The 26,831-nt window shown below is 43.1% G+C and carries 28 protein-coding genes; 25 read left to right on the top strand and 3 right to left on the bottom strand.

The window, feature by feature from the left end; genetic code table 11:
- Positions 1-2: 2 nt before the first annotated feature.
- The 8 genes from PW220_RS01640 (at position 3) to PW220_RS01675 (ending at position 7,273) form a co-directional block, all read left to right on the top strand.
- Positions 3-944, top strand: coding sequence for an ATP-binding cassette domain-containing protein (locus PW220_RS01640; RefSeq protein ID WP_105118298.1), 942 nt, complete (start codon positions 3-5; stop codon positions 942-944).
- A gap of 1 nt (position 945) precedes the next feature.
- Positions 946-1,902, top strand: a complete 957-nt coding sequence (opp4B, locus tag PW220_RS01645; RefSeq protein WP_105118297.1) for an oligopeptide ABC transporter permease — start codon at positions 946-948, stop codon at positions 1,900-1,902.
- 13 nt (positions 1,903-1,915) lie between these two features.
- Entirely contained in the window at positions 1,916-2,818 is a 903-nt protein-coding gene (locus PW220_RS01650) for an ABC transporter permease (RefSeq protein WP_248054944.1), read from the top strand.
- A gap of 123 nt (positions 2,819-2,941) precedes the next feature.
- Positions 2,942-3,307, top strand: coding sequence for an Asp23/Gls24 family envelope stress response protein (locus PW220_RS01655; RefSeq protein ID WP_002939192.1), 366 nt, complete (start codon positions 2,942-2,944; stop codon positions 3,305-3,307).
- Between the two features lie 2 nt (positions 3,308-3,309).
- Positions 3,310-4,974, top strand: coding sequence for a DAK2 domain-containing protein (locus PW220_RS01660; RefSeq protein ID WP_248054943.1), 1,665 nt, complete (start codon positions 3,310-3,312; stop codon positions 4,972-4,974).
- A gap of 100 nt (positions 4,975-5,074) precedes the next feature.
- On the top strand, positions 5,075-5,515 hold the full coding sequence (gene tsaE / locus PW220_RS01665; protein WP_316716441.1) for a tRNA (adenosine(37)-N6)-threonylcarbamoyltransferase complex ATPase subunit type 1 TsaE: 441 nt from the start codon (positions 5,075-5,077) through the stop codon (positions 5,513-5,515).
- Positions 5,508-6,032: a GNAT family N-acetyltransferase gene (locus tag PW220_RS01670; protein WP_248054941.1), complete on the top strand. Its 525-nt coding sequence runs from the start codon at positions 5,508-5,510 to the stop codon at positions 6,030-6,032. Before tsaE ends, PW220_RS01670 begins: the two co-directional genes overlap by 8 nt.
- Entirely contained in the window at positions 6,032-7,273 is a 1,242-nt protein-coding gene (locus PW220_RS01675) for an LCP family protein (RefSeq protein ID WP_248054940.1), read from the top strand. Before PW220_RS01670 ends, PW220_RS01675 begins: the two co-directional genes overlap by 1 nt.
- Before the next feature lie 37 nt (positions 7,274-7,310).
- On the opposite strand, the gene PW220_RS01680 is transcribed toward PW220_RS01675, so the two are convergent.
- A complete protein-coding gene (locus tag PW220_RS01680) occupies positions 7,311-7,610 on the bottom strand; it encodes a chemotaxis protein (RefSeq protein ID WP_105118292.1) in 300 nt (99 codons plus the stop codon).
- 1 nt (position 7,611) lies between these two features.
- Positions 7,612-8,025 (bottom strand): HIT family protein, encoded by a 414-nt coding sequence (locus PW220_RS01685; protein ID WP_248054939.1) that lies wholly within the window; start codon positions 8,023-8,025, stop codon positions 7,612-7,614.
- A 61-nt stretch (positions 8,026-8,086) separates the two neighbouring features.
- Between PW220_RS01685 and PW220_RS01690 the strand changes: the two genes are divergently transcribed.
- The 11 genes from PW220_RS01690 (at position 8,087) to PW220_RS01740 (ending at position 18,490) form a co-directional block, all read left to right on the top strand.
- Entirely contained in the window at positions 8,087-8,821 is a 735-nt protein-coding gene (locus PW220_RS01690; protein ID WP_248054938.1) for an ABC transporter ATP-binding protein, read from the top strand.
- Positions 8,818-9,855 carry an ABC transporter permease gene (locus PW220_RS01695; RefSeq protein ID WP_248054937.1) on the top strand — a complete coding sequence of 346 codons (1,038 nt, stop codon included), beginning with the start codon at positions 8,818-8,820 and terminating at the stop codon, positions 9,853-9,855. The genes PW220_RS01690 and PW220_RS01695 overlap by 4 nt, the downstream gene beginning before the upstream one ends.
- Positions 9,856-9,908: 53 nt before the next feature.
- On the top strand, positions 9,909-10,703 hold the full coding sequence (gene ccrZ, locus PW220_RS01700; protein ID WP_248054936.1) for a cell cycle regulator CcrZ: 795 nt from the start codon (positions 9,909-9,911) through the stop codon (positions 10,701-10,703).
- Positions 10,700-11,335 (top strand): tRNA (guanosine(46)-N7)-methyltransferase TrmB, encoded by a 636-nt coding sequence (gene trmB / locus PW220_RS01705; protein ID WP_248054935.1) that lies wholly within the window; start codon positions 10,700-10,702, stop codon positions 11,333-11,335. The genes ccrZ and trmB overlap by 4 nt, the downstream gene beginning before the upstream one ends.
- A 214-nt stretch (positions 11,336-11,549) precedes the next feature.
- The gene (gene rimP / locus PW220_RS01710) at positions 11,550-12,020 is read left to right on the top strand and encodes a ribosome maturation factor RimP (RefSeq protein WP_248054934.1); all 471 of its coding nucleotides are present in this window, start codon (positions 11,550-11,552) and stop codon (positions 12,018-12,020) included.
- 39 nt (positions 12,021-12,059) lie between these two features.
- Complete coding sequence (gene nusA / locus PW220_RS01715; protein ID WP_248054933.1) at positions 12,060-13,202, top strand: transcription termination factor NusA; 1,143 nt, start codon at positions 12,060-12,062, stop codon at positions 13,200-13,202.
- Between the two features lie 16 nt (positions 13,203-13,218).
- Positions 13,219-13,515 carry an RNase P modulator RnpM gene (gene rnpM, locus PW220_RS01720; RefSeq protein ID WP_172022661.1) on the top strand — a complete coding sequence of 99 codons (297 nt, stop codon included), beginning with the start codon at positions 13,219-13,221 and terminating at the stop codon, positions 13,513-13,515.
- Positions 13,472-13,810 carry a YlxQ-related RNA-binding protein gene (locus tag PW220_RS01725; protein WP_172053996.1) on the top strand — a complete coding sequence of 113 codons (339 nt, stop codon included), beginning with the start codon at positions 13,472-13,474 and terminating at the stop codon, positions 13,808-13,810. Before rnpM ends, PW220_RS01725 begins: the two co-directional genes overlap by 44 nt.
- A gap of 17 nt (positions 13,811-13,827) precedes the next feature.
- Entirely contained in the window at positions 13,828-16,626 is a 2,799-nt protein-coding gene (gene infB, locus PW220_RS01730; RefSeq protein ID WP_248054932.1) for a translation initiation factor IF-2, read from the top strand.
- Positions 16,627-16,747: 121 nt separating this feature from the next.
- A complete protein-coding gene (gene rbfA / locus PW220_RS01735) occupies positions 16,748-17,101 on the top strand; it encodes a 30S ribosome-binding factor RbfA (RefSeq protein ID WP_024391503.1) in 354 nt (117 codons plus the stop codon).
- 243 nt (positions 17,102-17,344) lie between these two features.
- On the top strand, positions 17,345-18,490 hold the full coding sequence (locus tag PW220_RS01740; RefSeq protein WP_248054931.1) for a carbohydrate-binding domain-containing protein: 1,146 nt from the start codon (positions 17,345-17,347) through the stop codon (positions 18,488-18,490).
- Between the two features lie 41 nt (positions 18,491-18,531).
- Here the strand turns inward: PW220_RS01740 and PW220_RS01745 are convergent, their stop codons facing one another.
- On the bottom strand, positions 18,532-19,191 hold the full coding sequence (locus PW220_RS01745; RefSeq protein ID WP_248054930.1) for a trimeric intracellular cation channel family protein: 660 nt from the start codon (positions 19,189-19,191) through the stop codon (positions 18,532-18,534).
- A gap of 233 nt (positions 19,192-19,424) precedes the next feature.
- Between PW220_RS01745 and PW220_RS01750 the strand changes: the two genes are divergently transcribed.
- The 6 genes from PW220_RS01750 to PW220_RS01775 all read left to right on the top strand — a co-directional run bounded on the left by PW220_RS01750 (position 19,425) and on the right by PW220_RS01775 (position 26,755).
- Positions 19,425-20,393, top strand: a complete 969-nt coding sequence (locus PW220_RS01750) for a thiamine pyrophosphate-dependent dehydrogenase E1 component subunit alpha (protein ID WP_002942391.1) — start codon at positions 19,425-19,427, stop codon at positions 20,391-20,393.
- Positions 20,394-20,444: 51 nt separating this feature from the next.
- Positions 20,445-21,440, top strand: a complete 996-nt coding sequence (locus PW220_RS01755; protein WP_248054929.1) for an alpha-ketoacid dehydrogenase subunit beta — start codon at positions 20,445-20,447, stop codon at positions 21,438-21,440.
- A gap of 217 nt (positions 21,441-21,657) precedes the next feature.
- Entirely contained in the window at positions 21,658-23,043 is a 1,386-nt protein-coding gene (locus PW220_RS01760; RefSeq protein ID WP_248054928.1) for a dihydrolipoamide acetyltransferase, read from the top strand.
- Positions 23,044-23,239: 196 nt separating this feature from the next.
- Positions 23,240-25,000, top strand: a complete 1,761-nt coding sequence (gene lpdA / locus PW220_RS01765; protein ID WP_248054927.1) for a dihydrolipoyl dehydrogenase — start codon at positions 23,240-23,242, stop codon at positions 24,998-25,000.
- Positions 25,001-25,095: 95 nt separating this feature from the next.
- On the top strand, positions 25,096-25,479 hold the full coding sequence (locus tag PW220_RS01770; RefSeq protein ID WP_105095601.1) for a VOC family protein: 384 nt from the start codon (positions 25,096-25,098) through the stop codon (positions 25,477-25,479).
- Between the two features lie 286 nt (positions 25,480-25,765).
- On the top strand, positions 25,766-26,755 hold the full coding sequence (locus PW220_RS01775) for a lipoate--protein ligase (protein WP_248033733.1): 990 nt from the start codon (positions 25,766-25,768) through the stop codon (positions 26,753-26,755).
- Positions 26,756-26,831 lie beyond the last annotated feature (76 nt).

Raw genomic sequence — 26,831 nt, forward strand, 5'->3', positions numbered from 1 at the left:
TAGTGGGATTTATTGAAGTAAAAGATTTAAAAGTCCATTATCCAATTCGAAGTGGCTTCTTTAACCGTGTCACAGACCATGTTTATGCCGTGGATGGTGTCAATCTCGAGTTTGAAGAGGGAAAAACCTATGGTTTGGTAGGCGAGTCAGGTTCTGGTAAGTCAACAATTGGTAAGGCAATTATTGGTTTGGAGCGGGCTACATCTGGTCAAATCATCTATGAGGGTCAGGATGTGACCAACAAATCACGCAGTAAAAAAGGTAACTTTAATCGTGATGTCCAAATGATTTTCCAAGATTCGCTTTCTAGTTTCAACCCTAAAAAACGTATTTTAGACATTATTGCTGAGCCTATTCGTAACTTTGACCGTCTTTCTCCAGATGAGGAGAAGAAAAAGGTTCTTCAACTCTTGGATACCATCGGTCTCAACGAAGAAGCCTTGATCAAGTATCCACATGAATTTTCAGGTGGTCAGCGTCAGCGTATCGGTGTTGCCCGTGCCCTAGCAAGTAATCCGCGTCTGATTATTGCTGATGAGCCTGTTTCTGCCTTGGACTTGTCTGTTCAAGCTCAGGTTTTGAACTATATGAAACGTATCCAAGATGAGTTTAAACTCAGCTACCTCTTTATTTCTCATGATCTTGGTGTTGTGCAACATATGTGTGACGAATTGTTTATCATGTACCGTGGTCGCTTCGTAGAAACGGGTAACAAGCAGGACATCTATAACAATCCACAGCATATCTATACCAAACGTCTTTTGTCAGCTATTCCATCGATTGATCCAGTTAATCGTTTGAAGAACAAGGAAAAACGCTTGGTTGCTGAAAAAGAGTATCAAGAAAAACAAGGTCAATACTATGATGAAAAGGGTCGAGTTTACGATTTACAAACCTTCTCAGCAACTCATCAGGTAGCCCTTCCAAAAGGAGGTCAGAACTAAGATGTGGAAAACAGTTTTACGTCGTTTGCTCATGATGATTCCTCAAATTATCATTTTGAGTGTCATCGCTTTCTTCGTGGCTAAGATGATGCCAGGGGATCCTTTTACGGGTATGATTGATCCCAATATCGACCCAGCCATTATCGAACAAAAACGGATTGCAGCAGGGTACTATGACCCAATTCATATTCAATACTTCCGCTGGGTTGGTAATCTCTTGCAGGGTGATTTTGGTCAGAGTTTCCTCTTTAAGCAACCAGTTTTGGATGTTATCATGCAACGCTTGAACAATACTATTTGGTTGTCGCTCTTGACTATGATTTTGACCTATGCCATCGCTCTTCCTTTGGGGATGATTGCTGGTCGCTACCAAAACTCCCTAGCTGATAAGGTGATTGGGGTTTATAACTTCCTGACCTTCTCAACACCAACCTTCGTTTTTGCCATTCTTATGTTGTGGTTGTTTGGTTTTAGCTTGGGCTGGTTCCCAACTCGTGGTTCAATCGGGGGTGGCGTTGAAGGTTTTGCAGCAGTACTCAGCCGTCTTCATCATATGATTTTACCGGCGATTACCATGGCTATCTTATCTACAACAGTAACCATCCAGTACCTCCGTACAGGGATTATTGATGCTAAGAGCCAAGATTATGTCCGTACGGCGCGTGCTAAGGGTGTTCCTGAGCGTGTGGTTTACAACCGTCATATCTTCCGTAACTCAATTTTGCCAATTGCATCCTTCTTGGGTTATGAATTGACAGGTTTGATTGGTGGTTCTATTTTCATCGAAAATATTTTCACCTATCCAGGTATTGGTCAATTGTTCTATAATTCCATTTCTAGTCGTGATTATAGTGTTATCTTGGCCCTCTTGTTGATATTTGGTATGGGAACTCTCTTGGGAACCTTGATTTCAGATATTATCATGAGTATTGTAGATCCACGTATCCGTGTGAAATAGAAGGAGGAGTAAGGTGAGTAAAGAAAATAAAAAACAAGTACAATCAACTTCAACTCCTCCAGGTGGTTTTCGCGTCATCGCGCGGGAGTTCTTGAAGGATAGATTAGCTTTAGCTTCCTTGGTCATTTTGGTGACAGTTCTTTTGACTGTTTTCATCGGTGCCCTGGTCTTGGATCAAGAGCAAGTGATGAAAGTCAATCTTTTGGGACGTTACTTGGAACCTGGAGTTGATGGTTATATCTTGGGAACGGATGAAGGTGGTAAAGACATCTTTGGTCAGTTGATTATTGGTGCTCGAAACTCCATTGTTATCGGTTTTACTATTACCATTATTACAAGTATTGTTGGTATCTCGGTCGGATTGATTTCAGGCTATTATGGAGGTCGTTTGGATGGTTTCTTGATGCGGATTGTAGACTTCATTATGATTCTACCTGTTACGATGCTCATTATCGTTTTCGTAACGGTTATCAAAAACTATACCATTTATCACTTTATCCTAATCATGAGTGCCTTCTATTGGACAGCTAAGGCCCGCCTTTTCCGTACAAGAACCTTGTCAGAGGCGAGCTTGGATTATGTCAATGCATCCAAAACACTTGGAACAAGTGACTTTATGATCATGTTCCGTGAGATTTTGCCTAACTTGAGTTCTTTGATTATTGTCAACTTGACCCTCAACTTTGCAGGGAATATTGGTATCGAAACATCATTGACCTATCTTGGGTTTGGTCTCCCATCGACGGTTCCAAGTTTGGGTACCTTGATTTCAAATGCCCGTAACGCAGACATCTTAGAGAACAAGACCTGGATTTGGTTGCCAGCAGCCATCTTCATCCTTGTCATGATGCTTTGTATTAACTATGTCGGTCAAGCCTTCCAACGTGCTGCCGATGCCAAACAACGTCTAGGGTAAGCAACCTATAAGAGTTCCTTCGGGAGCTCTTTTTTTCTTCTTTCAGTTGTCACAGGCTTGTTTTTTACAGAATTTGGAAAATATGGTAAAATGGAGTGATAAAACTATTTGAGGTAAGGAATTATGACTGTTAAAATCAATACAAAAGACGGCCAAATTGAATTGACTGATGACGTGATTGCCACAGTTGTCGGTGGTGCTACGACTGAGATTTTCGGTGTTGTTGGTATGGCTAGTAAGTCTGCGATTAAGGATAATTTTCAGGCACTTTTACGCAAGGAAAATTACTCCAAAGGTGTTGTTATTAAGACCTTGGAAGATGGTCGCATTGCAGTCGATGTTTACACTGTTATGAGTTACGGTGTGAAAATCAGTGAAGTATCTCGCAATATCCAAGAACGTGTGAAATTCAACTTGGAAAATCAATTAGGTATCTCTGTTGATGCCGTTAATGTTTTTATCCAGAATATTAAAGTCGTAGGAGAATAATTGTGTCTAAAATTACAACAAGTTTATTTCAAGAAATGGTGCAGGCAGCATCCACTCGTCTAAATAAACAGGCCGAATATGTGAACTCGCTCAATGTCTTCCCAGTTCCTGATGGAGATACGGGCACCAATATGGGGATGACCATTACAAATGGTGCCAAAGAAGTGGCGGATAAGCCGGCAAATACAGTTGGTGAAGTCGCTCAAATCTTGTCAAAAGGTTTGCTCATGGGAGCTCGCGGAAACTCTGGCGTTATTACGTCACAATTGTTCCGTGGTTTTGGTCAGTCTGTCAAAGGCAAGGTTGAGTTAGACGGTAAAGATTTGGCGCAAGCCTTCCAACATGGTGTTGAAGTGGCTTATAAGGCTGTAATGAAACCAGTTGAAGGTACCATTTTGACGGTTTCTCGTGGTGCGGCGACGGCTGCCCTTAAAAAAGCAGAAGAAACTGATGATGCGGTTGAGGTCATGCGTGCAACTCTGGAAGGTGCCAACCGTGCCCTCAAGAAAACCCCTGACATGCTTCCAGTCTTGAAAGAGGTTGGGGTTGTCGATTCAGGTGGTCAAGGTCTGGTTTATATTTACGAAGGCTTCTTGTCAGCATTGACAGGTGAGTACATTGCGTCAGAGGATTTTGAAGCGACACCAGCTGTTATGTCAGAAATGATCAATGCAGAGCACCACAAGTCAGTTGCCGGTCATGTGGCGACAGAAGACATTACCTTCGGTTATTGTACAGAAATCATGGTAGCTCTTCGTCAAGGTCCTACTTATGTCAAGGACTTTGATTATGAAGAATTCCGCAACTATCTCAACGACCTTGGGGATTCCCTCCTAGTGGTCAACGATGATGAAATTGTTAAAGTCCACGTCCATACAGAAGATCCAGGTTTGGTCATGCAAGCTGGTCTCCAATATGGTAGCTTGGTCAAGGTAAAAGTGGACAATATGCGTGAGCAACATGAAGCGCAGGTTGAAAAAGAAGAAGCCTACCAAAAACCAGCTGAGCAAAAAGAATACGGAATTATTGCTGTTGCGGCAGGTGAGGGATTGACAGAAATCTTCAAATCACAAGGAGTTGACTATGTGATTTCAGGTGGTCAGACCATGAACCCATCAACAGAAGATTTTGTCAATGCCATTGAATTGGTCAATGCCCGAAATGTCATCTTGTTGCCAAACAACAAGAACATCTTGATGGCTGCTCAGACGGCTGCTGAGGTGGCAGAAGTTGCGGTTAAGGTTGTGGAAACTAAGACCCTACCACAAGGTTTTACTAGCTTACTTGCCTTTGATCCAAGTCGTGATTTGGAAAGTAACTTTGAGGCTATGACGGCATCTCTTACAGAGGTGAAAAGTGGTAGTGTAACAACTGCAGTCCGTGACACAACCATCGATGGTCTTGAAATTCATGAGAATGATAACCTTGGTATGGTTGATGGCAAGATTGTGGTGTCCAATCCAGATATGATGGAAACACTTGTTGCTACCTTTGAGAAAATGCTGGACGAAGATAGCGAAATCGTAACGATCTATATCGGTGAAGATGGAGATGAGGAATTGGCTCAGACACTTGCAGACCAATTAGAAGAACAATTTGAAGATATCGAGGTGGAAATCCATCAAGGAAATCAACCGGTTTATCCATATCTTTTCAGTGTAGAATAAGTAAACTCGCAGGCCTAGGCTTGCGAGTTTTTGTGTCGATTTGTCTACAATTTCCAGTAGACCTATGACAAAGCCGAATGGCTATGGTATAATAACAAGTATGTATAGTCAAAATGAAAATGAATTGATTGCCATTGGCGAGCGAATTGGTAGGGCTTGTAAGGCCAATCAAGTGCTAGTCCTGTCGGGCGATTTAGGTGCAGGCAAGACAACATTGACCAAGGGGTTGGCTATGGGTTTGGATATTGACCAGATGATTAAAAGTCCGACTTATACCATTGTCCGTGAGTATGAAGGTCGAATGCCTCTCTATCACTTGGATGTCTATCGGATTGGTGACGATCCGGATTCTATTGATTTAGATGATTTTCTCTATGGTTGTGGTGTGACGGTTATCGAATGGGGAGAATTGTTGGATGCTAGTCTTTTGGATGACTATTTGCTCATTCGTATCGAGAAGGAAGAAGACGGTCGTCGTCTGACTTTTAAGGCTCATGGGGCTAAAAGTCAAGTATTGGCTGAGGAAATACAGAATGACTGAAAAAGAAGTATATTTTAGCGAGGCTGAGCCAGCTGATGCGGTGGCCTTTATTGATTTTATGAACCAAGTGGCTAGAGAATCGGATTATCTGGTCATGGATGAATCAGGCTTTCGGTTTAGTCCTGAAGAGATGGAAAGGATTTTTGAAGCTGGCATTGAAAATCCTAGTGAACTGTGTTTGCTAGCAAAAGTTGGTTCAGAGGTTATCGGCGCCATCTCAGTCAAGTCTTCTAAGCAGTTTCGGATCAGCCATATCGGGAATATTTTCATTGCGATAAAAAAAGATTACTGGGGACATGGTTTGGGGACCATTTTACTGGATGAGGTCATCGAGTGGGCTCAGGAAATGGACCTCCTCAAGCGTCTGGAATTAACTGTTCAGGTGCGCAATCAAGCGGCAGTCCACCTCTATCAGAAGATGGGCTTTGTGATTGAAGGGACCCAAGTGAGAGGGGCTAGAACAGATGAAGGGGAATGGCTTGACCTCTATTACATGGGCAGGCTGATTGGTGAATGATGACAATTGGAAAAAAAATAGTCTTAATGTCTTTGGCGATTATAGTTCTGACACTTGGAGCTGGATTTGCCTATGGGATTAGTTTGTTAAACTTTTCGACAGATGCGATTTCAAAAACCTTTAGGCGGTTAGGTGGCGAAGAGGAAATTACGCCTATTGATGCAACGGAGCCTCTTACCATTCTCTTGATGGGGGTGGATATGGACCAGGCTACTCGTGGTGGCGTTTGGGAGGAAGGTCGAAGTGACTCCATGATTTTGGTGACGGTCAATCCCAAAACTAAGGAAACCACTATGATGAGTTTGACGCGTGATATCATGGTGGAGATTGCTGAAGCCAATGGAGAATCAACAGGAACAGTGGAGAAACTCAATCATTCCTATAGCTACGGTCAGGCTCCTATGGCGATTGCGACTATTGAAAAGATGATGGATATTGATATTGATCGCTATATTGAAATCAATATGGATGGTCTAGTCGAGCTAGTTGATGCAGTAGGTGGGATTGAAGTCAATAATACACTAGGTTTCCCGATTTCCATTTCAGAGTATGAACCAGCCTATACGGCAATTGTTCCAACAGGTAAACGTCTGGTAAATGGTGATCAGGCTCTGGTCTATGCTCGCATGCGTTATGATGATCCGGAAGGAGATATCGGTCGCCAACGTCGTCAGCGTGAGGTTATTACTGCTATTGTCAAGAAACTTCTACAACTAGATGGCTTTACCCAGTATAAGAAAATTTTAACAGCTATTTCCAACAACATGCGGACGGATATTGAAATCAGTACGGCAACGATACCAGAACTTTTAGGATACAAGGACTCAATTAGGAATTTACATTCCTACCAATTGAGAGGAATTGATGAGCTTGTTGATGAAATCTATTACCAGCTACCTCCTACCCAGCATTTGCTAGAGATGCAAAATATCTTGAAGACTTCTATTGGTTTAGAAGCAAAGACGGATCTCCTAACAAATGTTAAGGTTTATGAGGGGCAGATGGGCTTGTCTAGTCCAATCAACGTCTATAATGCTTATACAGATTTACTAGAACTTGAGGCCAGTCCTTGGGCGGAAGTGATTGATTTGGAGACGATGACGGGGACGGTCGCTACTGATGCAAGTGACTTACAAGTCAGTGAAGAGCAGTTTGATTCTGTTGTAGTTGAGACTACAGAAACAGAAATATCTGGAACAACCGAGGTTGGAACAGAAATACAAACAGAAGAAGGACAATAAAAAATGAGGTTGGATTTCCAATCTCATTTTCTTTGTCCTATTTTTCGTCTTCTTTTTTATATTTTGCCATTACTTTTTGGATTTCTTCTAGATTTCCTGTAATACTTTGCTGATAGACACGGCTTTTGTACTGTAAATCATTTGCTAGACTTTCTAGTGGCTCTTTGAAATTTTGGATGATGGCAAGTTGTTCCTGGATATTGGCTTTGCTTGTTTCCATATCAGTCATAATTTGCTTGGTATCCTTGACTTCTTTGGCAATTTTTTCTCGGTTGGAGATAGCCAGATAGGTAGCACTAGCAGCAGATAGGGCTAAGAGGAGGTTGCGAAGTTTCATCTTATTCTCCTAAATAGAGTTCTTGAGCCAGATTGGCTAGGGCAGGAAAATCAGGTTCATTGACCGTAAATTGAATGTCCAGACCATCGTTCTGGTCAAAGCGAGGCAGGAGATGGATATGGGTGTGGAAGACGGTTTGTCCAGCTGCTTCTTCATTGTTGTTGACAATATTTAAACCGCTTGCCCCTAATTTTTCCTTCAGTTGACGAGCAATTGCTGGAACAGCTGCAAAGACTTGACCAGCTGCCTCGGCGTCCATATCTAAGACATTACGATAGTGTTTTTTGGGAATGACTAGGGTATGTCCCTTGGTGACCTGAGTAATGTCTAAAAAGGCAAGAACTTGGTCATCTTCATAGACCTTGGAGGCTGGGATTTCCCCAGCTACAATTTTACAAAAAATACAATCTGACATAATACGCCCTCTTTCTCGGATTTCTGTTATAATAATTATATCAAATTATAGGAATAAATGTATGTTAGAAGTTAAAAATGTAACAGGGGGCTATGTCAATATCCCTGTCTTGAAAGATGTGTCTTTTTCTGTTAAAGACGGAGAACTCGTCGGCTTAATTGGTCTAAATGGTGCGGGGAAATCAACGACTATCAAGGAAATCATCGGCCTCTTGACGCCTTATCAGGGGCAAATTTTGATCGATGGCCAAGGGCTAGCTCAGGCTCCTGAAATTTATCGGAAGAAGATTGGTTTTATCCCTGAGACACCTAGTTTATACGAGGAGTTGACGCTAAAAGAGCACTTGGAAGTGGTGGCAATGGCTTACGATTTGCCATGGGAAGCTGCTTGGGAGATAGCAGAGAGATTGCTGAAAATCTTTCGTTTGAATGAGAAATTAGATTGGTATCCGGTTAATTTCTCTAAGGGCATGAAACAAAAGGTCATGATTATCTGTGCCTTCCTGGTAGAGCCAAGTTTGCTAATCGTTGATGAGCCATTTTTGGGTTTGGACCCAGTTGCCATTGCAGATTTGATTGCTCTCTTGGAAGAGGAAAAGGTAAAGGGGACTTCTATCCTCATGTCCACTCACGTTTTGGACTCGGCTGAAAAGATGTGTGATTCCTTTGTGATTTTGCATCAAGGACAGGTGAGGGCAATTGGAAACTTAGCAGATTTGCAGTCCCAATTTGGTATGGAAGGGTCTAGTTTAAATGATATTTATCTGGCCTTGACCCAAGAAGGAGCGGTCGGATGAAAGCTTTGTTTCAAAAACGCAGACGAGGTTTTCTAGGACGTTGTTCCAAGTATCTGCGCTATGTCTTGAATGATCATTTTGTCTTGGTTCTCATGGTTTTTCTGGGATTTTTGAGTTTGCAGTATCGACAACTCTTGATAGCTTTTCCTGAAAATACTTGGCCCCTTATTCTGATTGTTCTTGCCATCAGTTTCTTGATTTTGTTTTCAGGTAGAATGGCGACTTATTTGGAAGAAGCTGACCAGATTTTCCTATTAACTAGGGAGAAGGAAGTCTTAGAAGAATTTGAAGCTGCAAGCCGTCGTTCATTCGTGCTTTGGTCTGGATTGCAGGTCTTGCTCCAGCTTCTGCTCTTACCCATTTATCTGAAGCTGGGTTTGGAAATCTGGATGGTGGTTGTTTATATAGTGGTCTTGCTTGTTGCCAAGTATTTTCTAGTAAAATACCAGCTAGCAACCTACCAGCAACAAGGTGTTTTGAACTGGTCAACAGCCATTCAGGATGAGCAGAAGAGAAAGCAAACTATCCTGCGCTTCTTTGCTCTCTTTACGACCGTTAAAGGAATTAGTGCGACCGTCAAGCCAAGAAGGTATTTGGATGGCATCTTGCGTTTGCTACATTCTCGCCAAACCTGGTTCTATCTCTACTTGAGGGCATTTTTACGGGCTGGAGATTATTTTGGTCTCAGCTTGCGCCTGTTCTTGCTAATCCTTCTGTCCTTGGTAGCCATTGACGAGGCATGGCTCTCTCTTGGTTTGGTATTGGTCTTTCATTATCTGCTCCTCTTTCAGCTGTTGGGGCTCTATAAGCACTATGATTACCAGTACCTAACTCAGCTTTATCCTTTGGATAAAAAAAGGAAGATGAAAGATTTTCAGCACTTGCTTCGGGTTATTTTATATGGGCTCTTAGTCGTGGAAACGGTAGTCGCTCAGCTATTTATCCAAGAAAAAATCATGGTAGCCATTTTACCAATCGTATGTATTTTTCTACATGAAGTTTATTTACCGATAAAATTGAAAAAAATTGATTGACTAAATAGCTGAAAATTAGTAAAATAGTAGGGAATTTTTAAAGGAGGTAAGGCATGCAGTTTGATACCAGTGGGCTACAGTTACAGTCTATTGCAGGAAATAGTGGCAAAGCGTTTAAGGGCCTACGGTCAGACGGAACGCAAGTCTTTGTAAAGTATGAAATGCCTCCTATCGTGTCTGCACTGGCTCGCGAACAAATTACACCGCCTGTTTTGTCGGCAAATCGGGAGGTAGGAATGGGTCACCGTGTGGAGCAAGAATGGCTCAATGGTCGTACCTTGGAACGTCAGGATATGATTAGCAAGCAGGTTCGCCAAATTTTAGTGCGGATGCATTTTTCGCGCATCTTGCTCAATCAGGCCTTGCAAATGAATTATACCTATCTAGAGCCTAAGGATTTGGTCCGTCGTTGGCAGGATGAAGTACCACCTATTTTACTTCAAAATTCTTACTTACAATCGGTTTGTCAGGATTTGTTGAACAATCTGCCGAGGTTCCGTCAGGAGCTAGCAACCTTTGTACATGGTGATTTGCACCATAGCAACTGGGTTGAAACAACTTCAGGTTTCATTTATTTGACGGACTGGGAAACAGCCTGTGTGACCGATCGTATGGTTGATGTGGCCTATATTTTGACCCACTACATTCCACGTCAGGCTTGGGAAGAGTGGCTTCGTGCTTATGGCTACAAGTATAATCAAACCGTCTTGAATAAGATTTATTGGTATGGTCAATTGGCCTACCTCAATCAAATTGCCAAGCATGTTGAAAGTTACAACACCTTGGCAGCTAATAGAGAAATTTACGCTCTGCGTCAATTCCGTCAGAGTTTTTATAGGGAAGTATGAGAGTTAGAAATCGTAAGGGGGCCAGTGATCTCCTAGCAAATAATCCCCAGTATGTTATCTCCAATCCAGAGGAGTGTAAGGGGAAATGGGCAGAAATTTTCGGGAATGATAATCCCATTCATATTGAGGTTGGGTCTGGTAAAGGTCGATTTGTGACAGGCATGGCAGCACAAAATCCGGATATTAACTACATCGGTATTGATATTCAGATGACGGTCTTGAGCTATGCCTTGGACCGAGTGCTTGAAGCAGGTCTACCAAACATTAAACTCTTGCAGGTTGATGGATCTAGCTTGACCAACTATTTTGCCCCAGCGGAAATTGATCAGCTCTATCTAAACTTTTCTGATCCATGGCCAAAGAAACGCCATGAAAAACGTCGGTTGACTTATAAGTCTTTCTTGGATACCTACAAGGAAATCTTGCCTGAGAATGGGGAAATTCATTTTAAGACAGACAACCGTGGTTTATTTGAATATAGTTTGGCTAGCTTTTCCCAATACGGTATGGTCTTGAAACAGGTCTGGTTAGACCTTCATGCGGATGGCTTGGAAGGTAATGTCATGACGGAGTACGAGGAGAAATTCTCAAACAAGGGTCAGGTCATCTATCGTGTGGAAGCAAGATTTTAATAAGATAAGCAAATAAGGAATCCATTTGGGCTCCTTATTTTTATGTGGTGAGGTAGGTAACGTTTACAATTTCTATCCTTATCGTTTTCCTTTACAGGTGTTCGAAATTATGATAGAATACAGAGTAGAAATAAAGAGAAAAGGGGGTTGACGTCAGTCAACCCTTTCCCTGTATGCAGATTGCAGCAGGTTAGAATTGTAAAAGGAGGTGCCTATGTCATCAATTGTTGATTTAGTCACGGCTACCATTGCACCAGCTATCCAGGCTCCCTATGAGTTGGTAGATGTGGAATATGGCAAAATGGGTGGTGACTATGTCCTGTCTATTTTCATTGATAAGGAAGGGGGGATTTCCCTTCAGGATACGGCAGATTTATCAGAAGTCATTAGTCCACTCTTGGACACCATTCATCCGGATCCTTTCCCAGAGCAGTATATGCTTGAGGTAACAAGTCCAGGTTTGGAACGTCCCTTGAAGTCAGCGGATGCAGTTGCCCAGGCTGTTGGGAAATACATCCATGTCAAGCTCTATCAGGCCATCGACAAGATTAAGGTTTTTGAAGGAACTCTAATGTCCTTTGATGGAACAGACTTGGTTATGGAGTACATGGATAAGACCCGTAAAAAAGAAGTGACCATTCCATATTCAACAGTAGCTAAGGCACGTTTGGCCGTTAAAATTTAAGTGTAAGAAAGGACCTTTTGACATCAAAAGGAAATCAAAATGAGTAGAGAAATGCTAGAAGCCTTCCGTATTTTAGAGGAAGACATGGGTATTAACAAGGCGGATATTATTGATGCAGTGACAGAATCACTTCGTTCTGCTTATAAGCGCCGCTATGGACAAGCTGAGTCAGCAGTTATCGAGTTTGACGAGAAGAAGGCTGATTTCCACGTATATACTGTCCGTGAAGTAGTGGATGAGGTCTTTGATAGCCGTTTGGAAATCAGCCTCAAGGATGCCTTGGCCATCTCAACTGCTTATGAAATGGGTGATAAAATCAAATTCCCAGAAGATCCAGCAGAATTTGGTCGCGTAGCTGCTCAATCAGCTAAACAGACCATCATGGAAAAAATGCGCAAGCAAAAGCGTGCCATTACCTTTAATACCTACAAGCAACATGAGAATGAAATCATGTCTGGTACGGTAGAGCGTTTTGATAATCGCTTTATCTATGTCAACCTTGGTACCATTGAAGCACAGTTGTCAAAACAAGATCAAATTCCAGGTGAGGTTTTCCAATCACATGACCGTATTGAAGTCTATGTTTACAAGGTAGAAGACAATGGTCGTGGGGTGAACGTATTTGTCAGCCGTAGCCATCCAGAGATGATCAAACGCCTCATGGAACAGGAAATTCCTGAAGTATATGATGGAACTGTTGAAATCATGAGTGTTGCCCGTGAAGCTGGTGACCGTACGAAAGTGGCTGTCCGTAGTCACAATCCAAACGTGGATGCTATCGGGACTATCGTTGGTCGCGGTGGTTCAAATATCAAGAAAATCACCAGCAAATTCCACCCAGCTCGCTACGATGCTAAAAATGACCGCATGATTCCGACTGAGGAAAATATCGATGTCATCGAGTGGGTAGCAGATGAAGCGGAATTTATCTACAATGCTCTCGCACCTGCAGAGGTTGACCAAGTATTGTTTGATACAGAAGATGGCAAGCATGCTACGGTTGTTGTGCCAGATGATAAATTGTCACTAGCAATTGGTCGTCGTGGTCAGAACGTTCGCTTAGCAGCCCATTTGACAGGATTCCGTATCGACATCAAGTCTGCTTCCGAATATGAGGCATTTGAGGCGGCTCAATATGCAACAGATGAGCTTGTAGAAGAAGTCACAGAAGAACTAGAATAAGACAAAAGGAGCAACCATGGCAAAAGCTAGAAAAATACCCTTGCGCAAGTCTGTGGTGTCCGGTGAAATCATCGACAAACGGGATTTGCTCCGTATTGTAAAAAATAAAGAAGGTCAAGTATTTATCGATCCAACAGGCAAGGCAAATGGTCGCGGAGCTTATATCAAACTAGATAATGTTGAAGCTGCTCAAGCTAAAAAGCGTCGTGTCTTTGACCGTTCATTTAGCATGGAAGTAGCTGAAGAGTTCTACGATGAATTGATTGCCTATGTTGATCACAAGGTCAAAAGGAGAGAGCTTGGACTGGAATAAGAAACAGAAAATCTTAAATTTATTGGGGTTGGCTCAACGGGCAGGTCGCTTGGTTTCAGGTGAGGATCTGGTTGTTGAAGCTATTCAAAAAGGGCAGGCGAAATTGGTTTTTTTGGCTGATGACGCTGCTGGAAATTTAAGTAAAAAAGTAACAGATAAAAGTCATACCTATCAAGTAGAAGTTGTAACAGTGTTTTCAACACTGGAATTGAGTGCAGCTGTCGGCAAGGCTAGGAAGGTTCTTGCAGTGACAGACGCTGGATTTACAAAGAAGATGAGGTCTATTATGGAATAGAACAGGAGGACAAGGCATTGTCTAAGAAGAGATTGAATGAAATTGCCCGAGAATTAGGCGTAAGTAGCAAGGAAGTTGTTGCTAAGGCTCAAGAATTGGGTTTTGAAGTCAAAAGCCATGCTTCAAGTGTAGATGAAGCAAGTGCCAAACGTTTGGCTGACAGCTTTACTAAGAAAGCAGAAGTTCCAAAAACAGTAGAGAAGGTTCAGTCTGTTGAGAAACCGACTGAAAGCAAGGCTCCAGTAGCAAAGCAAGAAGCACCCGCTCCAGCTACCAAGGAAGAACCGAAGGCAGTTGCTCCAGCAGCACCTCACCGCCCTCAGAGCCGTAACTTTAAGGCGGAACGTGAAGCGCGTGCCAAGGAACAAGCAGCTAAGCGAGCTCAGGGCAGAGGCGGTCAAGGCAAACAAGGTCAAGATCGTCGTGACAACCGTCAGCAAGGCCAAGGCCGTCCAAGTAATGAACGCAATGAGCGTCGTGATAACAGACGTGAGCAGGGTTCAGACAAGCGTAGGGACAATCGTTTTGGTGACCGTTACGATAATCGTGACAATCGTCGTCAAGACAACCGTTCTACTCAATCAGCACGTTTTGAGCAAAAAGAGGTTGCAAAACCAGCAGCTCCTAAGATTGACTTCAAAGCGCGTGCAGCAGCCTTAAAAGCAGAGCAAAATGCAGAATACGCTCGTACCAGCGAAGAACGGTTCCGTCAGGCGCAGGAGGCTAAAAAGCAACCGAAAAAGCCTAAGGAAATCAAGTTCGAAGAACCGGTGATTGAAAGCAAGCCATTTGTCAAACCAACACCAGTCGCAGCGGTGCCTGAGAAGGTTGCAGAAAGTGCTCTAGATACCCGTCGTAAAAAACAAGCTCGACCAGACAAGAAACGTGACTTTAATAGTGACGAAGAAGATGGTCCACGGAAACAACAAAGAAATCGAAATAGTCAAAATCAAGTGAGAAATCAAAGAAATAGTAACTGGAATAACAACAAGAAAAACAAAAAAGGCAAGAGTAACCAACCTGTCAAGCCAGCAACTGAACGCAAGTTCCATGAATTGCCAACAGAATTTGAATACACAGCTGGCATGACCGTTGCAGAAATTGCAAAACGGATCAAGCGTGAGCCTGCTGAAATCGTCAAGAAACTCTTCCTCATGGGAGTTATGGCAACTCAGAACCAATCTCTAGATGGCGACACCATCGAACTCCTTATGGTAGATTATGGAATTGAGGCCAAGGAAAAGGTTGAGGTCGATAACGCTGACATTGAACGTTTCTTCGTCGAAGAAGGTTACCTCAATGAAGAGGAAATGGTTGAGCGTCCACCTGTTGTGACCATCATGGGACACGTTGACCACGGTAAGACAACCCTTTTGGATACCCTTCGTAATTCTCGTGTGGCTACAGGGGAAGCTGGTGGTATCACCCAGCATATTGGTGCCTACCAAATCGAAGAAAATGGCAAGAAAATTACCTTCTTGGATACGCCTGGACACGCGGCCTTTACATCTATGCGTGCTCGTGGTGCCTCTGTTACCGACTTGACCATCTTGGTCGTTGCAGCAGATGATGGTGTTATGCCACAGACCATTGAGGCCATCAACCACTCCAAAGCTGCCAATGTTCCAATCATTGTTGCCATCAACAAGATTGACAAGCCAGGTGCCAACCCAGAACGTGTCATCGGTGAATTAGCTGAACACGGTGTTATCTCAACTGCCTGGGGCGGTGAGTCTGAATTTGTAGAAATCTCAGCTAAGTTCAACCAAAATATTGATGAGTTGTTGGAAACAGTCCTTCTTGTAGCTGAGATCCAAGAACTGAAGGCAGACCCAACTGTACGTGCTATTGGTACGGTTATCGAAGCGCATTTGGATAAAGGAAAAGGTGCCGTTGCAACCCTTCTTGTTCAACAGGGAACTCTTAATGTTCAAGACCCAATCGTTGTCGGAAATACCTTCGGTCGTGTTCGTGCCATGACCAATGACCTTGGCCGTCGTGTCAAGGTAGCTGGTCCATCTACACCGGTTTCGATCACTGGTTTGAACGAAACGCCAATGGCTGGCGATCACTTCGCTGTCTATGAAGATGAGAAATCTGCGCGTGCAGCTGGTGAAGAGCGTGCCAAGCGTGCCCTTCTCAAACAACGTCAGGCAACCCAACGTGTCAGCCTTGAAAACCTCTTTGATACCCTTAAAGCAGGTGAAGTTAAGTCTGTCAACGTCATTATCAAGGCCGATGTACAAGGTTCTGTAGAGGCCCTTGCAACCTCTCTTCAGAAAATCGAAGTGGAAGGCGTGCGCGTCAATATCGTTCACTCTGCAGTAGGTGCCATCAACGAATCGGATATTACCCTTGCGGAAGCATCGAACGCACTCGTTATCGGTTTCAACGTTCGTCCAACTGCTGAAGCTCGTAGTCAAGCAGAAGCAGATGATGTAGAAGTACGTCTCCATAGCATCATCTATAAGGTGATTGAAGAGATGGAAGATGCCATGAAAGGGATGTTGGATCCTGAGTTTGAAGAAAAAATCATCGGTGAAGCTATCATCCGTGAAACCTTTAAAGTTTCTAAAGTCGGAACGATCGGTGGTTTCATGGTTGTACGTGGTAAGGTTACCCGTGATTCAAGTGTTCGTGTTATCCGAGATGGCGTTGTTATCTTCGACGGTAAATTGGGCAGCTTGAAGCGTTACAAGGATGATGTGAAAGAAGTTGGTAACGCCCAAGAAGGTGGTTTGATGATTGAAAACTACAACGACATCCGTGTAGATGATACCATCGAAGCCTACATCATGGAAGAAATTAAGAAATAAGAGCTTTTAAAAAAGCAAGGGTATCAAGGGAACTGAGATATTTGTTTTACCGATGCCCTCTTATGAAACAATGTTAAGCTGAGGAAACTCAGCTTTTCTATCATCTAAGAAAGGAATGACTATGGCAAACCATTTTCGAACAGACCGTGTTGGGATGGAAATCAAGCGCGAAGTCAATGAGATTTTGCAGAAGAAAGTCCGGGATCCTCGTGTGCAAGGTGTGACCATCACTGATGTGCAGATGGTCGGAGATTTGTCTATGGCCAAGGTTTACTATACCATTATGAGTGACCTGGCTTCTGACAATCAAAAAGCCCAAACAGGTCTTGAAAAAGCAACAGGAACCATTAAGAGAGAACTAGGTCGCAAGCTGACCCTCTATAAAATTCCTGATTTGGTCTTTGAAAAAGACCAATCCATTGAGTACGGCAACAAGATCGATCAGATGTTGCGTGCCCTTGAGCAAAAAGATTAAGCTAGGAAAGTCGGATGGCAACATTCGGCTTTTTAACTTCTGAATGGGCTATATGTGCAAAGACCAATCAATTGAATGTATTAATTCAGGTTTGGTTGACATGCTGGTGAGTTAGAAAGCATTGCGGTCTATTTTAAGTTTTCTTTTGGCTATCTTTAATCTTTCTTTTAGGAATGAGGAGTAAACTAAGAGCATATCAGGAAGGCAAGCGAACTTCCTAAAGAAAGAAAAGGAATTTACATTATGAAAACAAATCTTAAAAAACTTCTTTACTCTGGCGTCACTCTTATGAGTTTAGGTGTCTTGGCCGCTTGTTCGACAGCTTCCAGTTCGACAACGACCTCAAGTTCTGTAACAACTAGTCAAACGAATGTCGCTTCAACCACAAGCAACGGAACCTCATCGACTTCGAATACTTCTTCAATTGACTGGTCAGCCCTTCCAACAAAAGAAGTAACACTCTCAAATGATGGTTTGAACATTACAGAAGGTGGTACATATATCCTGACCGGGTCAACCACCGCAGGTGTGACAGTTGAAACAGATGCCAATGTCCGTATTGTTTTAGCAGGTGCAGAAATCTCAAGTTCAGATACTGCTGCTATCAATGTCATTCAGGCTGGTAATGTTGAATTGGAAATCAAAGATGGAACTAGTAATACTGTAAAAGATACTAGCAACCACTCAGATACAAACATTGAAGGTGCTATCCATGTTGAAGCAGATTTGACTATTACTGGTAATGGAAATCTAACAGTTGAGGCAAACTTCCAAGACGGTATTGTTTCAACGGATGACATGGTTGTCAATGCTGGCAATATCAAAGTAACAGCAGTTGATGATGGTATTCGAGGGAAAGATTCGATGACTGTCAATGGTGGAGCCATTGATGTAACTGCAGGTGGTGATGGTATCAAGTCAACAAATGACACGGATACAACAAAAGGTTATACAACGATTACTGGTGGTGCTATCACTGTGAAGGCAGGTGATGATGCCATCAAGGCAGAAACCGCACTGACAATTGATGGAGGCACGATTACTGTTCCAGAATCAGCAGAAGCTATGGAAGGAACGAATATTACCATCAATGGTGGTACATTAGATGTCTACGGTTCAGATGATGCTATCAACGCGGCAAGTACAATTTCATCAGACATCTTTATCAAAGTGACTGGTGGTGATTTGAAAGTTGCAGTAGGTAGTGGAGATACTGATGCTTTTGATGCCAATGGTGATATCTATGTATCAGGTGGTACTATTGATGTGACAGCTCCAACCTCAGCCTTTGACTTTGATGGAACTGCTGAATTGACAGGTGGTACAGTAACTGTTAATGGCCAACAAATTAGCCAGATTGTAGCAACTGGTCCTGGCGGTGGCTGGTAAAAACTGAATATTAGCTAAGAAAAAGGTCTGAGTTGAGTAACTCAGACCTTTCGTTTTCTATCCATATTTGGGAGGTTAATCTTATACTTGATGACCAAGAGTCGAATAATCAGACTGATGGAAAAAATACTAATGAAAATGGGAATTTGTGGTAATTGCCAATCGACAATACAAAGGTGGTAGAGAAGACCGGAAAAGAAGGCTAGCACAGCATAAACATCTTCTTTCAGAACGATGGGTGTTTCATTAACCAGTAAATCGCGGGCAATACCGCCACCAACACCTGTTAGAGCGGCCAAGATGCCAGTTGTCATGGCGTTTAGTTGAAGGTCAACTCCAGTATTGGCACCGATAAGGGCAAAGATGGCTAGTCCGATGGCATCAAAGACCAGATTGGTCTGGGAAAGTAAAATAATCATTTTTTTATCCAGTGGCTGGTCTTGCTTCATATTGATGACAATCACATACATGATAATGGCTACACAGATAGAAAGGTAGATGGCCTTGGGGTCTGTTAAGGCAGCTGGGATATGATTGGCCATGGTATCACGAATGATACCGCCGCCCACAGCTGTGATGATACTGAGTAGACAGATACCAAAAATATCTAGCTTCTTATTGAATCCCTTGACAGCACCTGAAACAGCGAAAGCGATTGTACCGATATAGTTGCAAATGATAAGAAATAAATCAAATTCCATAGGCACCTCCATCTATATAATAACAAAAAGAAAAAAGGCTGACAAGTCTGTCCGAAAGTTTGTGAAATAAAAAACAAATGAAAAAATAAAAAGTGAAGCAGTAGTAAAAAATAGCAGGGAAATCAGTGTTTTCACGAAATTTTCAGTAAATAAGAAAACGGTTCAAATACTTGCCATTTGTGAAATATTGGTCTATCATAGTACAGAAAGAGAAAAAACCTTTGGAGGAAATTATGGTATCTATCTCAAAAGAACAACACTTGGATATGTTCCTAAAAATGCAACAAATCCGCGATGTTGACATGAAATTGAACAAATTGGTGCGTCGTGGCTTCGTACAAGGTATGACTCACTTCTCAGTTGGTGAAGAAGCGGCAGCTGTCGGACCAATCGCTGGTTTGACAGAGCAAGACATTATCTTCTCACACCACCGTGGTCACGGTCACGTTATCGCAAAAGGGATTGACATCAACGGTATGATGGCTGAGCTTGCTGGTAAGGCAACAGGTACATCTAAAGGCCGTGGTGGTTCTATGCACTTGGCTAACGTTGAAAAAGGAAACTTTGGTTCAAACGGTATCGTAGGTGGTGGTTATGCCCTTGCAGTAGGTGCAGCCCTTACGCAACAATACCTCGGTACTGATAATATCGTTATTGCCTTCTCAGGTGACTCAGCGACAAACGAAGGTTCCTTCCACGAATCAATGAACTTGGCAGCTGTTTGGAATTTGCCAGTTATCTTCTTTATCACTAACAACCGTTACGGTATCTCAACAGACATTTCTTATTCTACTAAGATTCCTCACCTCTACCAACGTGCTGCTGCATACGGTATGCCAGGTCACTATGTTGAAGATGGAAACGACGTGATTGCCGTTTATGAGAAAATGCAAGAAGTTATCGAATACGTTCGTGCAGGTAACGGTCCAGCCATGGTCGAAGTTGAATCATACCGCTGGTTTGGTCACTCAACTGCTGACGCAGGTGTTTACCGTACAAAAGAAGAGGTAAACGAGTGGAAAGCAAAAGACCCACTTAAGAAATACCGCAAATACTTGACAGAGAACAAGATTGCGACTGACGAAGAATTGGATGCCATCGAAGCACAAGTTGCAGAACAAGTAGAAGCATCTGTGAAATTCGCACAAGAAAGCCCAGATCCAGACATCTCAGTAGCTTACGAAGACGTGTTTGTAGATTAGTCTACTGTCCAGATTGAAGAAAATTTTTGATATAGTAGGAGAAATTTTAAAATGGCTGAAACAAAAGTAATGGCCTTGCGTGAAGCGATTAACTTGGCTCAAAGCGAAGAAATGCGTAAGGATGAAAAAGTATTCTTGATGGGTGAAGACGTCGGTATCTACGGCGGTGACTTCGGTACATCTGTTGGTATGTTGGACGAATTTGGTCCAAAACGCGTTCGCGACACGCCTATCTCTGAGGCTGCAATCGCTGGTTCTGCGGTTGGTGCGGCTCAAACCGGTCTTCGTCCAATCGTTGACTTGACTTTCATGGACTTCGTGACAATTGCACTTGACGCGATTGTTAACCAAGCTGCCAAAACTAACTACATGTTTGGTGGCGGCTTGAAGACACCTGTAACCTTCCGTGTGGCTTCAGGTTCTGGTATCGGTTCTGCAGCACAGCACTCACAATCTCTTGAAGCATGGTTGACTCACATCCCAGGTATCAAGGTGGTCGCACCTGGTACAGCTAACGATGCAAAAGGTCTTTTGAAATCATCTATCCTTGATAACAACCCAGTTATCTTCTTGGAGCCAAAAGCTCTTTACGGTAAAAAAGAAGAAGTTAACTTAGACCCAGATTTCTACATTCCACTTGGTAAGGGTGAAATCAAACGTGAAGGTACTGATGTAACCATTATTTCATACGGTCGTATGTTGGAACGTGCCTTGAAAGCGGCTGAAGAAGTAGCTGCAGAAGGCATCAGCGTAGAAGTGGTTGACCCACGTACCCTTATTCCATTGGATAAAGAATTGATCATCGAATCTGTGAAGAAAACTGGTAAGGTTATCTTGGTTAACGATGCTTACAAAACAGGTGGTTTCATCGGTGAGATCGCATCAATCATCACAGAAAGCGAAGCCTTTGACTACTTGGATGCCCCAATCATCCGTATCGCTTCAGATGATGTACCAGTTCCTTACGCAAACATTCTTGAAAACGCAGTATTGCCAAACGTAGAGAAAATCAAATCGGCAATCTACAAGCAAGTAAACAAGGGTTAAGAAAGAATGGAAGGACGGGCAACCGTCCTAGCCCTGTTTGAAAGAATGTAACCTAGAATTGAGCCGACTTAGTGAATAAGTCTGGTTTAGTGGTTATGTAAGAAACTGAAAGAAAGGAATTGATCCCGTCCGGAAAACTAGGAGAAAAGATAAGTCGCTAAGAAATCAAGATTTTCTATTTTTCAATCGTTTTCTGTTCGGACTTGGTATCTTAAAAATGGCTATTGAAATCATTATGCCTAAGCTCGGTGTGGACATGCAAGAAGGTGAAATCATCGAGTGGAAAAAACAAGAGGGCGATTTCGTCAACGAAGGCGATGTCATCTTGGAAATGATGTCTGACAAGACCAGCATGGAGTTGGAAGCAGAAGAGTCAGGCGTCCTATTAAAAATTGTTCATGGAAACGGTGCTACTGTCCCTGTTACCGAAGTTATTGCCTACTTGGGTGCTGAAGGCGAAACGGTTGAAGCAGGAGCTTCATCTGCTCCAGTTGCCCCAGCTGCAGCCATCGAAGAAGTACCTGCAGGTCGCACGCCTGTTATTGTTGCTCCGGCAGCTGCTGCCAAACCACAAGGTGGTGGCAAGGTTCGTGCTACTCCAGCAGCACGTAAATTGGCGCGTGAGCTTGGAATTGACTTAGGTCTTGTACCAGGAACTGGTGCAAATGGCCGTGTCCACAAGGCTGACGTTGAAGACTTCAAGGGAGCAGCTCCAAAAGCAACTCCGCTTGCAGCCCGTATTGCAGCAGACCAAGGTGTTGATTTGTCAACCCTTACTGGTTCAGGTGTCAATGGTAAGATTGTTAAGGACGACGTTCTTGCAGTACTTGCTCCTGCAACTGTAGAAACTGTTGCTCCAGCACCGAAAGCTGAAGAGAAACCAGCTAAAGAATTGCCAGAAGGCGTTGAAATCATCAAGATGAGCCCAATGCGTAAGGCAATTTCAAAAGGTATGGTCAACTCTTACTTGACAGCTCCAACCTTTACGCTTAACTACGATATCGACATGACCAACCTCATGGCATTGCGTAAGCAAGTCCTTGAGCCAATCATGAACAAGACTGGTTTGAAAGTAACATTTACTGACTTGATCGGTCTTGCAGTGGTTCGTACATTGATGAAGGAAGAACACCGCTATATGAATGCATCTTTGATTAACGATGCTCAAGAAATCGAGTTGCACAAGTTTGTCAACCTTGGTATCGCGGTAGGTTTGGATGAAGGCTTGGTGGTGCCAGTTGTTCACGGTGCAGATAAGATGAGCTTGTCTGACTTCGTGGTGGCTTCAAAAGATGTCATCAAGAAGGCTCAATCTGGTAAGTTGAAGGGTGCGGAAATGTCAGGTTCTACCTTCTCTATCACCAACTTGGGTATGTTCGGTACTAAGACCTTCAACCCGATCATCAACCAACCAAACTCAGCCATCCTTGGTGTTGCAGCAACTGTTCAAACACCAGTTGTTATCGACGGCGAAATCAAAATCCGTCCAATCATGGCACTCTGCTTGACCATTGACCACCGTATCGTTGACGGTATGAATGGTGCTAAGTTCATGGTTGACTTGAAGAACTTGTTGGAAAACCCATTGGAATTGTTGATTTGATAAGGTTTCCATTGGTTTAAACTAGAGAATTAGATTTCTGAATAGAAAATAAAGAAAGGGAATAAGAGCGAGAGAGTTTTAGCAATTGAACCCGAGCGGAAAGCTCGGAAAAATAGATAAATCGTTTAGAAAATCAGGATTTTCTACGATTTCCTAATTTTTCAGTCGCTTTCTCTTCGCTCTTGGTATCTTAATCATGGCAATTGAAATTATTATGCCTAAACTTGGTGTAGATATGCAGGAAGGCGAAATCATCGAGTGGAAAAAACAAGAGGGTGATTTTGTCAACGAAGGCGATGTTATCTTGGAGATGATGTCAGACAAGACAAGCATGGAATTGGAAGCGGAAGAGTCAGGTGTACTCTTGAAAATCGTTCACGGTAACGGTGCAACAGTTCCTGTAACAGAAGTCATTGCTTACCTTGGTGCAGAAGGTGAAACCGTTGAAGTTGGCAGCGCACCTGCTCCAGCTGAGGTTGCTCAAGCAACTGCTGACTTGAAAGCAGCTGGTTTGGAAGTACCTGCAGCTCCTGCAGCAGCTCCACAAGCTCCTAAGGCTGAATTGGCAGCTGACGAGTATGACATGGTTGTTGTCGGTGGTGGTCCTGCTGGTTACTACGCAGCTATTCGTGGTGCTCAATTGGGCGGTAAAATCGCTATCGTTGAGAAATCAGAATTTGGTGGTACCTGCTTGAACAAGGGCTGTATCCCAACTAAGACCTACCTCAAAAATGCTGAAATCCTTGACGGCTTGAAGATTGCGGCTGAGCGTGGAATCAACCTTGCTTCAACCAACTACACAGTTGATATGGACAAGACAGTTGACTTCAAGAACAAGGTTGTGAAGACCTTGACAGGCGGTGTAGCAGGTCTCTTGAAAGCCAATAAGGTAACCATCTTCAACGGTCTTGGTCAAGTAAACCCTGACAAGACTGTTGTCATCGGAGACAAGGTTATCAAAGGTCGTAGCATCGTTCTTGCAACAGGTTCTAAGGTATCCCGCATCAATATCCCAGGTATCGATTCTAAGTTGGTATTGACGTCTGATGATATCCTTGACTTGCGTGAAATTCCTAAGTCACTCACTGTTATGGGTGGCGGCGTAGTCGGTGTAGAACTTGGTTTGGTTTATGCATCATACGGTACAGAAGTAACAGTTGTTGAGATGGCAGACCGTATCATTCCAGGTATGGACCGCGAAGTGTCTGTAGAATTGCAAAAAGTCCTTTCTAAGAAAGGTATGAAATTCTTGACATCAGTTGGTGTATCTGAAATCGTTGAAGCTAATAACCAATTGACCATCAAGTTGAACGACGGCTCAGAAATCGTTTCTGAAAAAGCCCTTCTTTCAATCGGTCGTGTACCACAATTGGCTGGTCTTGAAAATCTTAACCTTGAACTAGACCGCGGTCGTATCAAGGTCAACGAATACCAAGAAACATCTATCCCAGGTATCTACGCACCAGGTGATGTTAACGGTACTAAGATGTTGGCTCACGCTGCTTACCGCATGGGTGAAGTGGCAGCTGAAAATGCCATCCACGGTAACCACCACAAGGCTAAATTGGACTTCACACCAGCAGCGGTTTACACACACCCAGAAATCGCTATGGTTGGTTTGACAGAAGACCAAGCTATCGAGAAATATGGTAAAGAAAACATCCTTATCGGTCGCAACAGCTTTACTGGTAATGGTCGTGCCATCGCTTCTAACGAAGCACATGGTTTCGTAAAAGTTATCGCTGATAAGAAATACCATGAAATCCTTGGTGTTCACATCATCGGTCCAGTTGCGGCTGAAATGATCAACGAAGCAGCAACCATCATGGAATCTGAGTTGACAGTTGACGACGTGGCAGCATCAATCCACGGTCACCCAACCTTCTCAGAAGTGATGTACGAAGCCTTCCTTGATGTGCTTGGTGTTGCGATCCACAACCCACCAAAGCGGAAATAATCGGATGAATAAAACAGTCATCGCCAGCAATGGTAAAGACGTAGAATAAGAAAAACGGCAGTGTGCCGTTTTTCTTTAAGGGAGGATAAAATCGAATGAAAATTGAACATCTTGCTATCTATGCTCAAGACCTAGAAGGAATGCGGAATTTCTTTGAAACTTATTTCGGTGCAAAGTCCAATCAACTCTATCACAATACAAAAACAAGTTTTAAATCCTATTTCCTGACTTTTGAAGATGGAGCTCGTCTTGAAATTATGACTAGAGATGATGTGGTGGACAAGCCTAGCCAGCTCAATCACTTGGGGCTGATTCATCTAGCCTTTAGTTTGGGAAGTGAAGAAGCGGTGAATGAATTGACTGAGCAATTGGTCGCAGCGGGTTATCAGCTTCTCAGTGGCCCACGAGTTACTGGAGATGGTTACTATGAATCTTGTATTCTAGGTTTTGAGGATATCCAAATTGAATTAACAGTGTGAAACAGGGAGATAGGATAGCGAAACAATTTACTTATTGTTTCACGGTGAAGCCTTCTTTGATACTCAAAAACGAGTACAAGGGAGGGTCGATTCTCCTTTGAGTGAAAAAAGAACAGAGCAGGCGTATGTATATAAACTACGCCAAGAACCTCATTCCTTTGTTATAAAACAGCTATCGCTACAAACGGAGCGGATGTCGAATAATGTAGAAAGACAAGCCTTGGGGCTTGTCTTTTGTTATCGTTTCCACTATAATAAAAATTAGTTAACAATAAAGGAGTTTTGCATGAAATACATCGTAAACAACAGCAATGACCCAGCTTATAACATTGCCCTCGAAGCCTATGCCTTCAAGGAATTAACAGATATTGACGAAATTTTTATTCTCTGGATCAATGAGCCTGCCATCATTATCGGTAAGCACCAGAATGCCATTGAAGAAATCAACAAGGAATTCACAGACGAAAAGGGCATCCATGTGGTTCGCCGTCTGTCAGGTGGTGGCGCTGTCTATCATGACCTCAACAACCTCAACTATACCATTATTTCAAACAAGGCAGACGAGGGAGCTTTTGACTTCAAGACCTTCTCTAAACCTGTGATTGATACCCTTGCAACACTGGGTGTAGAAGCTAACTTCACTGGTCGTAATGACCTGGAAATCGACGGCAAGAAAATCTGTGGAAATGCGCAAGCCTATGCCAAAGGCCGTATGATGCACCACGGATGCTTGCTCTTTGATGTGGATATGTCTGTCCTCGCAAGTGCCCTCAAGGTCAGCAAGGACAAGATTGAGTCCAAAGGTGTCAAGTCCGTTCGTGCCCGCGTGACCAATATCAACAACGAATTGCCAGAGAAGATGACCGTTCTGGAGTTTAAGGATGCCATCCTCAACCAAATGAAGCAAGAATACCCAGACATGGACGAGTATGTCTTGTCTGAAGATGATTTGGCTCGTATCCAAGAAATCCGTGACAGCCAGTTTGCGACTTGGGACTGGACCTATGGTCAAACACCAGAATACACTGTGGAGCGCAGCGTTCGTTACCCAGCAGGTAAAATCACGACCTACATCAAGGCTGAAAAATCAGTCATCGAATCTATCAAGATTTACGGAGATTTCTTCGGAATTGGTGATGTATCGGACATCGAAGACTTGTTGGTCGGTACTCGTTACGAGTATGCAGATGTGCTGGCCAAATTGCATGAAATCGACACAGCTCACTATTTCTCTCGCATGACAACAGAAGAAGTAGCAAAAGCCATTGTGGCATAATCTATCAGACTATCCATGCACTTGGATAGTCTTTTCTTTCGTGAAATTGTTTTCAGCAAGCCCTTTTCACTTGCAC

It is taken from the genome of Streptococcus sp. 29892 (genome assembly GCF_032594935.1).
Lineage (GTDB): Bacteria > Bacillota > Bacilli > Lactobacillales > Streptococcaceae > Streptococcus > Streptococcus hyiners.

What these genes read in the sequence shown, in the direction of transcription:
- opp4B (WP_105118297.1), top strand. Translation starts at nt 946, where the DNA reads ATGTGGAAAACAGTTTTACGTCGTTTGCTCATGATGATTCCTCAAATT.
- PW220_RS01770 (WP_105095601.1), top strand. Translation starts at nt 25,096, where the DNA reads ATGAAAATTGAACATCTTGCTATCTATGCTCAAGACCTAGAAGGAATG.
- ccrZ (WP_248054936.1), top strand. Translation starts at nt 9,909, where the DNA reads ATGCAGTTTGATACCAGTGGGCTACAGTTACAGTCTATTGCAGGAAAT.
- nusA (WP_248054933.1), top strand. Translation starts at nt 12,060, where the DNA reads ATGAGTAGAGAAATGCTAGAAGCCTTCCGTATTTTAGAGGAAGACATG.
- PW220_RS01775 (WP_248033733.1), top strand. Translation starts at nt 25,766, where the DNA reads ATGAAATACATCGTAAACAACAGCAATGACCCAGCTTATAACATTGCC.
- PW220_RS01670 (WP_248054941.1), top strand. Translation starts at nt 5,508, where the DNA reads ATGACTGAAAAAGAAGTATATTTTAGCGAGGCTGAGCCAGCTGATGCG.
- PW220_RS01760 (WP_248054928.1), top strand. Translation starts at nt 21,658, where the DNA reads ATGGCTATTGAAATCATTATGCCTAAGCTCGGTGTGGACATGCAAGAA.
- PW220_RS01685 (WP_248054939.1), bottom strand. Translation starts at nt 8,025, where the DNA reads ATGTCAGATTGTATTTTTTGTAAAATTGTAGCTGGGGAAATCCCAGCC.
- PW220_RS01750 (WP_002942391.1), top strand. Translation starts at nt 19,425, where the DNA reads ATGGTATCTATCTCAAAAGAACAACACTTGGATATGTTCCTAAAAATG.
- trmB (WP_248054935.1), top strand. Translation starts at nt 10,700, where the DNA reads ATGAGAGTTAGAAATCGTAAGGGGGCCAGTGATCTCCTAGCAAATAAT.
- PW220_RS01680 (WP_105118292.1), bottom strand. Translation starts at nt 7,610, where the DNA reads ATGAAACTTCGCAACCTCCTCTTAGCCCTATCTGCTGCTAGTGCTACC.
- lpdA (WP_248054927.1), top strand. Translation starts at nt 23,240, where the DNA reads ATGGCAATTGAAATTATTATGCCTAAACTTGGTGTAGATATGCAGGAA.
- PW220_RS01725 (WP_172053996.1), top strand. Translation starts at nt 13,472, where the DNA reads ATGTTGATCACAAGGTCAAAAGGAGAGAGCTTGGACTGGAATAAGAAA.
- rimP (WP_248054934.1), top strand. Translation starts at nt 11,550, where the DNA reads ATGTCATCAATTGTTGATTTAGTCACGGCTACCATTGCACCAGCTATC.
- tsaE (WP_316716441.1), top strand. Translation starts at nt 5,075, where the DNA reads ATGTATAGTCAAAATGAAAATGAATTGATTGCCATTGGCGAGCGAATT.
- PW220_RS01740 (WP_248054931.1), top strand. Translation starts at nt 17,345, where the DNA reads ATGAAAACAAATCTTAAAAAACTTCTTTACTCTGGCGTCACTCTTATG.
- PW220_RS01690 (WP_248054938.1), top strand. Translation starts at nt 8,087, where the DNA reads ATGTTAGAAGTTAAAAATGTAACAGGGGGCTATGTCAATATCCCTGTC.
- PW220_RS01695 (WP_248054937.1), top strand. Translation starts at nt 8,818, where the DNA reads ATGAAAGCTTTGTTTCAAAAACGCAGACGAGGTTTTCTAGGACGTTGT.
- PW220_RS01755 (WP_248054929.1), top strand. Translation starts at nt 20,445, where the DNA reads ATGGCTGAAACAAAAGTAATGGCCTTGCGTGAAGCGATTAACTTGGCT.
- PW220_RS01675 (WP_248054940.1), top strand. Translation starts at nt 6,032, where the DNA reads ATGACAATTGGAAAAAAAATAGTCTTAATGTCTTTGGCGATTATAGTT.
- PW220_RS01655 (WP_002939192.1), top strand. Translation starts at nt 2,942, where the DNA reads ATGACTGTTAAAATCAATACAAAAGACGGCCAAATTGAATTGACTGAT.
- rbfA (WP_024391503.1), top strand. Translation starts at nt 16,748, where the DNA reads ATGGCAAACCATTTTCGAACAGACCGTGTTGGGATGGAAATCAAGCGC.
- PW220_RS01745 (WP_248054930.1), bottom strand. Translation starts at nt 19,191, where the DNA reads ATGGAATTTGATTTATTTCTTATCATTTGCAACTATATCGGTACAATC.
- rnpM (WP_172022661.1), top strand. Translation starts at nt 13,219, where the DNA reads ATGGCAAAAGCTAGAAAAATACCCTTGCGCAAGTCTGTGGTGTCCGGT.